13 protein-coding genes are annotated in these 13,383 nt (G+C 48.7%); 1 reads left to right on the top strand and 12 read right to left on the bottom strand.

Annotated features, from left to right (window positions below; genetic code table 11):
- Nucleotides 1-55 precede the first annotated feature (55 nt).
- The 5 genes from F0L74_RS31410 to ubiE form a co-directional block, all read right to left on the bottom strand.
- Entirely contained in the window at nt 56-1,051 is a 996-nt protein-coding gene (locus F0L74_RS31410) for a helix-turn-helix transcriptional regulator (protein ID WP_149841833.1), read from the bottom strand.
- A 330-nt stretch (nt 1,052-1,381) separates the two neighbouring features.
- Nucleotides 1,382-2,710 (bottom strand): MutS-related protein, encoded by a 1,329-nt coding sequence (locus F0L74_RS31405; protein ID WP_149841832.1) that lies wholly within the window; start codon nt 2,708-2,710, stop codon nt 1,382-1,384.
- A gap of 244 nt (nt 2,711-2,954) precedes the next feature.
- Nucleotides 2,955-4,301, bottom strand: a complete 1,347-nt coding sequence (locus tag F0L74_RS31400; RefSeq protein ID WP_149841831.1) for a dihydroorotase — start codon at nt 4,299-4,301, stop codon at nt 2,955-2,957.
- 237 nt (nt 4,302-4,538) lie between these two features.
- Nucleotides 4,539-5,246 carry a type IX secretion/gliding motility protein PorT/SprT gene (gene porT, locus F0L74_RS31395; protein WP_246197887.1) on the bottom strand — a complete coding sequence of 236 codons (708 nt, stop codon included), beginning with the start codon at nt 5,244-5,246 and terminating at the stop codon, nt 4,539-4,541.
- On the bottom strand, nt 5,219-6,034 hold the full coding sequence (gene ubiE / locus F0L74_RS31390) for a bifunctional demethylmenaquinone methyltransferase/2-methoxy-6-polyprenyl-1,4-benzoquinol methylase UbiE (protein ID WP_246197885.1): 816 nt from the start codon (nt 6,032-6,034) through the stop codon (nt 5,219-5,221). The genes porT and ubiE overlap by 28 nt, the downstream gene beginning before the upstream one ends.
- 58 nt (nt 6,035-6,092) lie before the next feature.
- Between ubiE and yihA the strand changes: the two genes are divergently transcribed.
- The gene (gene yihA / locus F0L74_RS31385) at nt 6,093-6,701 is read left to right on the top strand and encodes a ribosome biogenesis GTP-binding protein YihA/YsxC (protein WP_149841830.1); all 609 of its coding nucleotides are present in this window, start codon (nt 6,093-6,095) and stop codon (nt 6,699-6,701) included.
- A 34-nt stretch (nt 6,702-6,735) separates the two neighbouring features.
- On the opposite strand, the gene F0L74_RS31380 is transcribed toward yihA, so the two are convergent.
- From F0L74_RS31380 to F0L74_RS31350, 7 genes are all read right to left on the bottom strand, one after another.
- Nucleotides 6,736-7,212: a hypothetical protein gene (locus F0L74_RS31380; RefSeq protein WP_149841829.1), complete on the bottom strand. Its 477-nt coding sequence runs from the start codon at nt 7,210-7,212 to the stop codon at nt 6,736-6,738.
- Nucleotides 7,213-7,434: 222 nt separating this feature from the next.
- Entirely contained in the window at nt 7,435-7,911 is a 477-nt protein-coding gene (locus F0L74_RS31375; RefSeq protein ID WP_149841828.1) for a ribonuclease H-like YkuK family protein, read from the bottom strand.
- 198 nt (nt 7,912-8,109) lie between these two features.
- Complete coding sequence (locus tag F0L74_RS31370) at nt 8,110-8,493, bottom strand: CoA-binding protein (protein ID WP_149841827.1); 384 nt, start codon at nt 8,491-8,493, stop codon at nt 8,110-8,112.
- A 48-nt stretch (nt 8,494-8,541) separates the two neighbouring features.
- Nucleotides 8,542-9,768, bottom strand: a complete 1,227-nt coding sequence (locus F0L74_RS31365; RefSeq protein WP_246197883.1) for a TIGR01777 family oxidoreductase — start codon at nt 9,766-9,768, stop codon at nt 8,542-8,544.
- Nucleotides 9,769-10,055: 287 nt separating this feature from the next.
- Nucleotides 10,056-10,562, bottom strand: a complete 507-nt coding sequence (locus F0L74_RS31360; protein WP_149841826.1) for a GbsR/MarR family transcriptional regulator — start codon at nt 10,560-10,562, stop codon at nt 10,056-10,058.
- Nucleotides 10,563-10,748: 186 nt separating this feature from the next.
- Complete coding sequence (locus tag F0L74_RS31355) at nt 10,749-11,138, bottom strand: VOC family protein (RefSeq protein WP_149841825.1); 390 nt, start codon at nt 11,136-11,138, stop codon at nt 10,749-10,751.
- Nucleotides 11,139-11,575: 437 nt separating this feature from the next.
- Nucleotides 11,576-13,255, bottom strand: coding sequence for a pyruvate dehydrogenase complex dihydrolipoamide acetyltransferase (locus F0L74_RS31350; protein ID WP_149841824.1), 1,680 nt, complete (start codon nt 13,253-13,255; stop codon nt 11,576-11,578).
- Nucleotides 13,256-13,383: the final 128 nt, after the last annotated feature.

Genomic DNA, 13,383 nt, shown 5'->3' with positions numbered 1-13,383 from the left:
TCTTGTTGGCAAAGAATTCTCTAAAGGAGATCAAAAATGATCTCCTTCAAATATACTATTCTTTCTCTGCAAAACTAACCCCATTTGACCGGTGAGAGCGGGGAGAGTACCCATAGAATTTCTTAAAATCACGCGCAAAATTGGTGGGCATATAACCCAGTTCCGCTGCAATATTCGCCACGCTTTTACTGGTATGCAGCAACAGCTGCATACTCCGTTCCATACGTTGCTGATGATGATAGCTCCACACCGTAGTGGCATAATATTTCTTAAAGCCCTGCTTCAGCTTCGACTGGCTCATACAAAAGCAACGGGCCAGCTGAGCCAGGTCAGGCCTGGCGTCCAGGTGGTTAGACAGGAATACGCGGATGGTCTCAAACAGTTTACTGTTGGCGTCCCGGTAAGTGGTGCCGGCCGCGTTATCCAGGTCTTCCAGTACCATGGCCTGTATCTCCAGCAGCTTGCCATACAGCTGCATTTCCGTAGTGGTCTTACCCGGCGTGCTTTGATTGATCTCCTCGATCAGCTGGTACAGCTTATTCCACATAATGCCGGAAAACGGTTTAGCCGTTCCCGTACCCTCTGCCCGGTACTGCGGATGTTGTAATAGATCCCGGGCATGTACAGAGCCGTGGGCCATTTCTGTCAGGAGCTCATAGGGACTGTCTGTAGCCCATGAAGCATAGATGCCTGGGTTTAAATGGATTACATGGGAGCCCTGCTGCAATTGCAACAGGTTATACTGCCCCTGGTATAAGCGGAACTTTTCTTTACCGTTGAAGCGGCAATCCGTGCTGCCCTGCAGCATACAATGCAATGTAAATCCCTGGCTATCTGCCTGTAGCAGCAGCTTTACCGGCGCTTTTACAAACATCCAGTGGTGAGAGACTACACAACCCTTCAGGGTGATCTGTTGTTCAAGGATAACGGCCGCGGGCGCCGTTAATAAATGCCCCTGCGTAAAAGGATACTGGTAATTTTTATACTGTACCGGTATAGCATGGGCAACACTTACCAAATGTGCCGGCACATCAGGAAATGAATATTTCATCGGTTGTTAGTTAATGGGTAACATTAATTAAAAAGGTATGGTTATGGTCTGTTGGCATTTACAGGTTTTTCATGTCGGCTCTTTGCTATACAGGGAAGAACGCAGAAACAGTCTCACATAGCAGCATAGTTTGGTTTTCATTTAATGGTTAAAAAAATATTAGAGGATTGCCGCTAAAATTAGTAATTGCCACTGCACTCATTTCGCAGTGGCAATATTTCCAACCTATAGCTATCGGCCGTTTGCCATTAGTAACAGGGTATCGTTGTATTAATCATTTCATAACTAATCACTAACGACTAACAGCAAATAACTACCAGGCGGCAATTTTTATTTTATTTCCTTCAAAAGATCCAGCACTTTTTCCCGCTTCAGGATCAGATAGCCTATTTTCTCTTTAGCTATACCATCCTTCAACTGGTAAGTAAAATGCAGGTTGTCATCAATCACTTCAGATTCAAAGTATTTAAAACGCAGATGCGGTTCCTCCTGTAGGTCTTCCGCCAGTTCATACAAATGGGTGGATAGTATGAACAGGCAATTGGTGCTGCGCACAAGTCCTTGTATCACAGCCAGGGAGCAGTTTTTGGCGTCTTCCACATTGGTGCCCTTAAACATCTCATCTATCAGCACCAGCCAGTGTTTGCCATTGCTGATCTTAATGATGGTGTTTTTGATACGTTGTACCTCACTGTAAAAATAGCTCTCGCCTTTAAAGATATTGTCCTGTACCTGTATGTTACTGAAGATGCCGTGAAAAAAGCTCAGCTTCATCGCTTGCGCCGGTACGCCCATGCCTATATGCGCCAGGAATACGGCCACGCCTACCGCTTTGATAAAAGTGGTCTTACCGGCCATATTGGCCCCTGTAAGGAACAGGAAACGGGCCTGCGGGTCCAGCTCAATATCGTAAGATACCGGCTGAGGCAATATCATATGGTACAGTTGCTTAGCTGCTATAAAAGGATGCGCGGTATCCTCAAACACCGGGAATTGCAGCTTAAATTGGCGCATAGCCTTAGCCATGGCATAATAGGCGTCCAATTTTTTATACAGGTCCAGCAGCTCCCACAGCTGTTTCTTCTGCCGGTTGCGGATAAAATGATCATGGCGCAATATCTGCACAAAGGATAATTTTTCCGGATCCGTTATCTGCAGCAGTTCGCTGAACTCGCGTTGGTGCAGCAGCTGTTGCGCCCTGTCCAGTATCTGTTTCAGTATTTTAGGCGTCTGGTCTGTATTAAAGGTCTGTACCAGGGAGCGGAAACCTTTTACAAGGTTCAGCAATTGGGTGAACGAGAATTTAATAAAACCGTAATCCGGTGCATAGATGGTTTTGGTGATCACGGCATTCAGCAGCAGGCCAGGCCCGCTGGTGCTGGAGATAGGGGCTATCTGGGCCTCCAGGTAATTCTCCACCACTACAATGGTCCCGTTGCTGATGATCTCCGGCCATTGGGCTTCCTTTTCCAGTATATATTTCAACGTTTGCTGCCGCTGTTCAATAGCGGCAATATCCGGAAGGGGCGTGCTGAATAATTGCCGGAGGTATTCCCGTCCGCCAGCCGTGGTCGTAAAATCCAGCCGGTGAAATAATGAGAACTCCTCCTCGCGGTTAAAAATCGATAGGTCGTAAAAGGTCGTCTTATCCAACTCCATGCAGCCCGTGTTTAATTGTGAATATACGTTTAAATGTAAAAAATTACTATAGGTAAGATGCCGGGTGCAGGAATTTCCATAAAGCCGCTATCATCCCCCTAATACAATGGTCCCGCCTGCCAGCAACTGGCAAACGGGACCATTATTAAGTATGCATATTACATTATAATAAAGATCATTGGCATGGCAGACTACCCACACTCCATTACGGCATCCCAACATCAGTACATCTGCACATTAGCTCTTACAGCTGAAACAAAAGCCTTTGCCCCTGCTTGTTTTCATTAAACACCCCATTTTCCCAGGCCAGGTGCCCACTCACAAAAGTATGGGTAATGGCTGCCGGGAAAGTATGCTCTTCAAATGGGCTCCACTGGCATTTATGGAAGATATTCTCCTTGTCTACAGTGGTAGCTTGTTGCAGGTCCACGATCACACAGTCTGCAAAATATCCTTCGCGCAGATACCCCCGTTCCTTAATACGGAAACAGGTAGCCGGCGCATGGCTCATCTTCTCCACCACCTTTTCTAAAGTGATATTGCCTTTGTTCACATGCTCCAGCATCATAAGCAGGCTATGCTGCACCAGCGGCACGCCGGAGGGCGCCTGCAGATACGGCTGCTGTTTCTCTTCCCAGGTGTGCGGGGCATGGTCTGTGGCGATGATATCCAGGCGGTCGTCCAGCAGGCCTTTCCATAAGGCGTGTTTATTATGCTCCGCCTTAATAGCCGGGTTACATTTGATCAGGTTGCCATAACGGGCATAGTCATCTGCGGTAAAATATAAGTGGTGTACGCATACCTCGGCGGTTATACGTTTTTCCGCCAGCGGCAGCATATTGCTAAATAATTGCAGCTCCTTTTCCGTGGAGATATGCAATATATGCAGGCGGGAATTGTGCTTTTGTGCAAACTGTATGGCCACGAGCGATGACTCAAAACAGGCTTCCTCATTGCGTATTAGCGGATGGTCCGCGGCCGTAAGGTGGTCCTCGCCCTTCTGTGCCTTATAGAGCGCCATATTGGCCTGTATGATCTTTTCATCCTCGCAATGGGTCGCTATCAGCAGCTCGCTTTCAGAAAAGATCTTCTCCAGGGTCAGGTAATTGTCTACCAGCATGTTCCCTGTAGAGGAGCCCATGAATATCTTAACGCCGCATACGCGGTCTTTTTTTGCATTGGTTTTCAATACCTCATCGGCATTGTCATTGGCTACGCCCATAAAAAAGGAGTAGTTGGCCAGCGAGCGTTGCCGGGCTATCTCGTATTTATCTTCCAGCCGTTCCTGGGTAATGGCCTCCGGTTTGGTGTTGGGCATCTCCATAAAGCTGGTGGTACCGCCCGCCACGGCCGCCCGTGCTTCCGTATGGATGGTGGCTTTATGGGTAAGGCCCGGCTCGCGGAAGTGTACCTGGTCGTCTATAACGCCGGGCAGCAGGTATTTGCCTTCACCGTTAATTTCTGTGTAATTGCCGCTGATGCTGAGCTGGGAACCTATCTGCTCAATGCGCTCGTCCTTTATCCATACGTCCTGTACTGTAGTGCGCCCCTCATTCACTACAGCTATATTTTTGATAAGGTAGTTTTGCATGGGGCGAAGATAATTACGAATTTTCAAATACTGATTACCGGCTGGCAGCACAGGGGCTCCTCTAACTCCCGCAAATACGCAGCACCCCGTCCGCTACCCCTCCAACGGTCATCAGCCAACCATGCCGGCCTTCCCAGCCATTATCCAATTGTGGCGCTTTGATCAGCAACGGGCATAACACTCCAAGTAGGATAATTCGCATTGCCCTTCCATATCATTATGTAAATAGAGAAAAGATCAGCCTTCCAGGTGTATAGAGAACACCAGCATCCTGGACTGCAGCTTGTCAATTACGTTGGAATAACGCAGGTTGGGATCTTTCACATGCACATTGCCAAAACCATTGCTCACCTTAAACTCCGGGGAGAAAATGAAGCTCTGGAAATAAAACTCAAAACCAGCGCCTATCTCATACCCGTAATCAGAGGTACGGATCTTCACCAGCTTGTCATCGCGGCGGGCGCGGGAGCTGGCGGCCAGGTCATAGTCATACTTCAGGCCGGCAATTGTATACACGCGCATGTTACCAATACGGTCAGATTTGAATTTGATCTGAAGCGGGAAGCTTAAAAGGATGGATTCTATCTTTTGATCGGTTTCCTGTACCGGGTAGTTCTCTTTATAATAAAGGTTTTTAGAGGCAAAGACCAGGTTAGGGTTAAAACGCAGGTCAAAATATTGGCTCAGGCGCGCATTCGCGAGTAAACCAAGGTTAAAGCCCACTGTCTTCAGCGGCTCTACCACCATGATGGAATCCTGTTTCAGGAATACCGGCGCCTGGTACAACTTAAAGTTGGAATTGTTGGCGGCCAGGGTAATACCAAAATAATAAGGCTTCTGGTCATGCTCCTCCATATTCATCATTTGCTGGGCGCACACGTAGGAAGGTTTCCATAGGAACATGAATAGGAATAGGATCAGCGCGTTGCGCAGTAAATTGAACATATGCCGAATGTGAGCTTTTTGCATGTAACCGCCTGGAAACCAGTGTTAGTTAAAATATTGCACATTATTTCGCCCTGCGGAAAGGCCTTCACTGAGTCCGGCAGGTAGCTATAAGCTGCCTGGCTCCGGGCTATCCATTTTCCCAGCAGGGGAGTTATATAACGAAAATACAAATTGTATAATTGTTTAATGGGAAAAACTGTTGGATTAGAAAATTCCAGTATCACCAGTTTTCCGCCCGGACGCAACACCCGCAACATTTCAGACAGTCCCTTTTCCAGGTTCTCAAAGTTCCGGACGCCAAAGGCCACCGTTATCGCATCAAACGTCCTGTCTGGAAAACTTATTGTTTCACTGTCGCCCCCCTGCAGGGTAATTTTGTCCTCCAAACCCAACTTCGCTATCTTTTGCCGGCCCACGGCCAACATGCCCTCAGAGATATCTATGCCGGTAATCTTGTCAGGTCGCAGCATTTTGTTGGCCATTATGGCAAAATCGCCGGTGCCGGTAGCCACATCCAACAGCTGTTTGGGCTGCAGGCTTTTCAGCAACCGTAACGCCTTCTTGCGCCACAGCACATCAATCCCCAATGACATGAAATGATTCAGGAAATCATAGCGGAAAGCGATATCATTGAACATGACCGCTATTTGCTCCTTCTTACTTAATTTTGACTCCGCATAGGGAACTACCTTCTGAACATTAGCTTGATCTGACATAGGGGGCAAAGTTAGGCAAATGTGCTTATATGCTGATGTACTATTGCAAGGATAGGTATCCCGTGCCACGCAGTTTTATAACCGCCATAATACCCTTACCGGGCGTCATGGACCATCAACAAACCGTATGATCATCAAATCGTCTGAATACCTGATAAGTAATGTGGACTGGCAGAAATGCCCTACGCCCAACCTGCCGGAATATGCTTTTATTGGGCGTTCTAACGTGGGAAAATCATCTCTCATAAATATGCTGGCCAACAAGGATAACCTGGCCAAAACATCCGGTACGCCCGGTAAAACGCAGCTGATCAATCACTTCCTCATTAACCAGGCCTGGTACCTGGTGGATCTGCCGGGTTATGGCTTTGCCAAAGTAAGTCAATCACAGCGCCGCCAATGGGAGCAGATGATAGAGAACTACCTGCGCAAAAGGGAAAACCTGGTAAATGTATTTGTACTGATAGATAGCCGCCATACGCCCCAGAAATTAGACCTGGACTTCATTAACCAGCTGGGGGAGTGGCAGGTGCCTTTTAACCTGGTGTTCACCAAGGCCGATAAAAATACGCAGGCAGAGACCAGCCGTAACGTAAAAGCCTTCCTCAATAAGCTGCGGGAGAACTGGGAGTTCCTGCCCCAGCATTTTATTACCGCTACCGCAAAAAAAGTAGGTCGCGATGCCATCCTGGGGTTCATAGATGAAATGAATGCGCAATTCAGGGCAATAGCCTGATCTCTCTGCCGGCCATTGCCCTGTGGAAGGCTGGCTATAGACCGGCCGTCTGCAGTTTGTCGTGTACCTGCTTCATATAGTCCTCCATAAAATCGGGCGCCTTGGTATCCTCTACCTCCCAGGTTTCCGTTTCGCCGTCTGGAGCTTTATAGGTAAATACGTACACCAGCTGATCTGTACAGCTTCTGCATCCAAAATTGTCCTCGCCGCTATCCTGTAGCTTACCCAATGGGAAAGCAGGCAGCAGGTCCTTCACCGTATTGTGTTGCTCTTTAGTGAGTGTTATGTAGTGTACTGTATCTTCCTTAAAGTTATAGGTAACGCCTTTTTCTGTCTTATAGCTGTCGTCAGTAGTGATCTTAACCGCTATCCAGTTACCAACTGACATGGAGGCGTAGCGGGTGATGATTAAAGAACTTCCGGCTGGCGGGGTTTCATCCTTGCTGCAGGCTGCCAGCAGGCAAATAAGCATAGCTATTCCGCCAGACAATAGGGATCTGTTAAATTTCATAATTGTAAACTGGTTTTAGAAAATGATAATTGTCGCTGCGTTGTTATTGCAATAACGTGGCTGTATGCCGTACGGGATACACCTATTAAAGGGAGAAAAGCGGGGATTTGTTACAGCTGAGGAAAACTTAATATTGGGTTAAAATAGGGGAGACAAACCTACCGGAGGTGCGGACACATCCAAAAACAATGGGGCTAAATACGTTCGGTTACGTTACCAGACTCAATTTACCACCTTATTGGCGCAACTGCTGCTGGCAAAGGCTTCCGGTTTGGCCTTAAAAGCGAATCCCATACCCAGTATATAACCCATTGCTTCGCGCAAGGCCAGGTTACTTTTAAACTGGGGATTGGTGTTGATGTCTGCATGCACTTCCATGTCTACATCATACTCCGTGAAAAGGTCGCACAGCTCATAGGCAATTTCTATGCTCTTGGCCACTTCGATCAGCATGCGCTCCTTAATGGAATAAACATCGCGCGTTTTCTCGTTGTGGATGAACATAAAACCCCCATGTCCTTCGCGCAGGAAAACGATCACGGTAGCAAACTCCGTGTCTACGCCTTTCACCTGCGAATCGGTGCCAATGCATACTTTTAAGCGGAACCCGCGGCCTGTTTCCCGGATAATGGCCTGGCGTACCTCTTCCTTAATGGGTAACTGAATAGGATCGCCGTTGAATCTTCTCCATTTTAACATGTGTATATAATTAAAAAGTGAATAGGCGTTTGAGTTATACGTCGATAACCTGTAGTAGAAAAGCCAATCTGTGTCTATTGCCAGCCTGTATTGGGGTACATGGATCGGGAAAAACTAACCGAATATACGAAACGGCAGCTCAAAAGCCTAATTTTTGTAGGCAACCGGAGAATGGGGGAGAGGTAACAGCAGGGATGTTTAGTATTGACCAGTGCTCAGTAATACAAGGGTACAAGCCTCCATGGGCTTAATGCCATTGTCAATTGCCAGCTGTTCCAGCTTTGGATTTTCTGTACCGGGATTAAAGATAATGCGCTTGGGATGCAGCTGCAGGATATAATCATAATAGGCTTCCTGACGCTGTGGATTCAGATAAAGGGTAACCGTATCTACTTGCTCCAGGGCAGGATGTTCCGTGATCACCGGCGTACCTGCGATCTGCGCCTCCCGGTTACCGATGGCTACCACCGGGTGCCCATGCGCCTTTAATTTGGATACCGCCAGAAAGCTGTAACGTTCCGGGTTACCGGATGCGCCTAATACCACCGTTAGCTTCTTATTACCATTAATTGCTGTTTCCATAATGCTGAGATAAGTCCTCTAACCTCCCCATAAATCGTGCCCGCTGTATTAAAACAGGTGGTACTGACGGCGTGGCAGTTGCCGAAGGATATCTTCAAACGCCGGTTGCAGGTAAGGATACTGGAAGGTAAAACCGGCCATGGTGATGCGGGTCGGCAGCACCCAGCGGCTTTTCAACAGCAGCTCTGTTTCTGTGCCTATCAGCCGGGCGCCTAGCTTTAACAGCCAGGTGGGAGCCGGTAGCCCAAACCTGTGCCCGCCGGCTTTCCGTAGCGTTTGCATAAAGGTCTTGTTATCTACAGGATGAGGGGCGCTGCAATTAAATACGCCATCCAACCGGGGCTGATGATATAACCAGGCTATCATACGGCACAGATCGGTGATATGTACCCAGCTAAATTGCTGGCGTCCATCGCCTTGCTGCCCGCCCAGCCCAAATTTCAGCAGGTTCAGAAAAGGAGGCATCACGCCGCCTTGCGGGCCCAGCGTAACGGCAATACGTAATATCAGCTTCCGTGTATGCGGCAGGGTAATATCCTCAAAGGTCTGTTCCCATTGTTTACATACCTGCACGGAGAAATCGTCGGCTATCTCGCCAATGAATTCATCCATCGGATGGTCCTGCGCATGCCGGTAAATGGTCGCGGAACCGGCATTGATCCATACTTTCGGCGGGTTCACCAGCATGCCTACGGCTGTCCCCAGCAGCGCCGTGGTGCGGATACGGCTATCCAGGATCGCTTGTTTGTTACGTTCTGTATAACGGCAGTTCACGCTCTTGCCAGCCAGGTTAATAAGCAGGTCCGCGTTCTCCAGCGCTGATTCCCAGCCATGCAGGCTTTCTCCATCCCAATACACATACCGTGTGCGGCCATGGTTTTGCCGCGGGTGACGGGTAAGCACGATAATGTCATTGTCCCCGCCAAAATGATCGATCAGCCCCTGGCCCAGGAAGCCAGTGCCACCAGCTATTACGATCTTCCGATAGGATAGCTGATCGTCATGCCTGGTGTGCCGTTCACTGGCTGCCATGGTCTTGCGGTTTTGCAGGTGATTGTTGTTTTCAGTGATATGTTTACCGGTATTAGGAATCTTCCGATCCTGCAGATGGTCATTGTTTTTGGCGCGGGTTTCACTATCCTCCATCGTCTTCTGGCCTTGCAGCCGGTCGTTGCTTCTGGAATCCCGGTCAACATCCGCCACCACTTTCCGTTCCTCCCCATCACCACCATTTTTCATGTGCTGTTTACCTTCTACGCTTACCATGTTTTTCATAATTTTCAATATTTATTGAAATATATAATCAAAAAAATAGCCTCCCTGCCCCGCCAGGGAGGCGGTATATGGATAAATGGATGATCAGACTTATATTAATTGCTATTTGAAGATCTTATCAATGAAATGATGACTCAGACCTATATTAATTGCTATTTGAAGATTTCACCAATAAGTGGATGAATAAGACTTATATTAATTGATATTTAAGATTTCACCAATAAAATGGATGAATCAACTACTAATTGCTATTTGAAAAATTCACCACAACCAGACTAACGTTATTACTACTTAAAGACCTTCACTAAAGTATTATAAAACCAGTTTTCCTCCGCTTTGGTAAATGCGTTCAGGGTTTTATCCGTCTGATGGGCAAACCGGTTAATATTCTGAATAGACTCCCGGAAAGATTTCACATACTTATCCTTCTGATCACCTTCCACTTCCTGCAGCTGGTTCAGTGTTTTCATAATAGGATCCAGCTCCCTTTTCTTCCGTTCCCGGGCAATATGGGTGGCTACTTTCCAGATGTCTTTTTCTGCAGTAAAGAACTCCCGGCGCTCGCCGGGCACCAGCACCTTCTCTACCAGCCCCCAGTTGATCAGCTCCCGCACGTTCATGTTGGTATTGCCCCTGGAGATGTTCAGCTCCTGCATGATCTCGTCCGCACTCAGGGGATCCGGCATGATCAGTAAGAGCGCATGGATTTGCGCCATGGTCCGGTTAATGCCCCATTGGGCGCCTAAAGATCCCCAGCTCTGAAGGAATTGTGCTTTTGCTTCTGCCAGTTTCATACGCATCCCTTTTAAACTGTATGCAAGATAGTATATGTTTTCGAATTTTCAAAACTTAGTGAAAGTTATTATGCGAGGTGGCGGGGTAACACCCGGCCGCCCAACGCCCTAACACCGGCTGCCCAACATCCAACTTCCTGCATTGAAAGTGCAACCTACCGCAATAGCCCTGACCTCAACACCCGGCTATTTCATTGAATGCAGCGCTATCCGGTTGCCTTCCGTATCCCGGATAATAGCATAAAAGCCCAGCTCTATATCCTCAGACACCAGCATTTTCTCCTGCACAACATGTCCCCCGGCATCGGCTACACGGGCCAGTACCGTGCTCAGGTCATCGCCTGCATTCAGGTATACCAGGCTGCCGCGCTGACTGGGAATATAATCAGGACCTTGCACAATGGCGCCGCCCACGCCGCCGCCCTGCTGGTCATGGGGTAAAAAGCCGCGTCGGTTACCGCCCATAAGGGTGTCTTGCATGTCATACTCAAATATCTGGTTGTAGAACTTGCGCGCCCTTTCGAAATCATTTACGGGGATCTCAAACCAATTCAATGTATTTACAGGAGCTTTCATGACGGGAAAAGTTATTTGGGGATAACCTCAATTTAGCAAATTCAGCCGAACCGGCAAAGAACTGCCGGCGCCTTCCGGCGATTGGGCGTCTCATTTTAAGCGCGAGCTTTATCTGGCTGAGAAACTGGTTTGCTAACAATAGTAGTCCGCTGATCTCTTACCTTATCAAGCAGGCTTGCTAAGAGCTCCGAGGGTGGGCAACATCTGCCTGCTGGCACCTGGCGAGCTCCTGAGCTTACCGGCACTACAACCGCGTTGCAAATACCATCGGTCTGTGGCCCCGGCTGACTCACAACCCGCCTATAAGTACTTACCAATCCCATGCCCAGCCCAAGCGCCCGCAACCCGCATAACAAACCTCTCCAGCCCGTCAACCACCCCCAAAAAAGAAGGCGAAGCCCTCGCTTCGCCTTCATATATCTTTATCTTAAAACTACTTATACCAGCATCGTCACCGGATTCTCCAGGAAGCCCTTCAGGGTAGCCAGGAAACGGGCGCCTACCGCTCCGTCCACAATACGGTGGTCGCAGCTCATCGTCAGCTTCATAATGTTCACTACCTTAAACTGGCCTTTCTCAGACACTACGGTTTCCTTGATATTGCCTACGGCCAGTATCGCGGAATCCGGCGGGTTAATGATAGCGGTGAACTCGTCTATACCCAGCATACCCAGGTTGGAGATGCTGAAGGTATTGCCGCTGAACTCCTGCGGTTGCAGTTTCTTGTTCTTCGCTTTGTCGTACAGGTCCTTGGCTTCGCCGGCTATCTGGCTCAGGGATTTCTGATCGGCAAACCGGATAACCGGTACGATCAGGCCTTCGTCAATAGCAACGGCAGAACCGATATGGATATGATGGTTCTGGCGGATGAAATCACCCATCCAGCTGCTGTTAACAAACGGATGCTGACGCAGCGCCATGGCAGAAGCCTTGATCACCATATCATTGAAGGAAACCTTTACAGGAGATATTTCGTTGATAGTTTTACGCGCTTCCATGGCCTTATCCATGATCACGTCTATCTTCAGGTAGAAATGGGGAGCGGTGAATTTGCTCTCGCTCAGGCGGCGGGCAATCACTTTACGCATCTGGCTCAGCGGGGTATCAGTATAACCTTCCTGGCCGGCGGGCACAAATGCAGGGGCGCCGCCTTTAGCTGCTGCAGGAGCGGTAGTGGCAGCCGGTTTAGCGCTGGGCACAAATCCGTCCACATCCTTCTTCACAATTCTGCCGCCATCGCCGCTACCAGGTACCTGGCTAATGTCGATGCCTTTTTCTTCTGCCAGTTTCTTGGCAAGGGGAGAGGCTTTTACGCGGCCATCCTTATTGGCGGTAGCTGCGGGCGCTTCCTGTGCGGCCGGGGTAGCAGGGGCAGATCCGCCGGTAGCTGCAGGCTGACTTTCAGCGGCTGTGGCTGCGGGTGCGCCGCCAGTGCCTTCTGCTGCCAGGATAGCATCTACATTGGTGCCTTTTTTGCCTACTATGGCGATGATGCCATTCACTTTAGCGGCATCGCCTTCTTTAACGCCTATATATAACAGGGTACCGTCGGCATAACCGATCACTTCCATGGTCGCCTTGTCGGTTTCCACTTCTGCCAGTACATCGTCGCTTTTTACGGTGTCGCCTACTTTTTTATTCCAGGCTACGATCTTGCCTTCTGTCATGGTATCGCTCAACAGCGGCATCCGGATCACAGTAGCATCTTTCAGGGCAGCAGCTGCTGCGGCAGCTACATCGCCATTGGCGGCTGCGGGCTGCTGGGCGGGCGCGTCTGCTTTAGGTGCTTCTGCCTTGGGAGCAGGAGTCGCATCGGCCTTGCCATTTGAAGCGGCAGGAGCTGGTGCGCCACCTTCCAGTAAAGCTTTATAATCTTCTCCGGGTTTACCCACAATCGCAATGATCTCATTTACTTTGGCAGCCTTACCTTTCTCCACACCTATATATAAGAGGGTTCCCTCTACGTAACCCATTACTTCCATAGTAGCCTTATCTGTTTCCACTTCGGCTATTACATCGTCTGATTTTACGGTATCGCCCACCTTTTTATGCCATTCCGCAATCACCCCTTCTGTCATCGTATCGCTTAGAAGAGGCATTCTGATAACTTCTGCCATAGTATTTACTCAAAATTTTGCCCAAACCTACAAAAGAAAGACGAAAAAATTAATAATGAAAAATGAATATTAATAATAACCCGGGCTATATCGGCCGCTGTGCGCAATATGGCGCGACAGCGGGATTT

Origin of the sequence: Chitinophaga agrisoli, assembly GCF_008386695.1 — a bacterium.
GTDB lineage: Bacteria > Bacteroidota > Bacteroidia > Chitinophagales > Chitinophagaceae > Chitinophaga > Chitinophaga agrisoli.
This window is presented reverse-complemented; position numbering and strand designations above follow the sequence as displayed.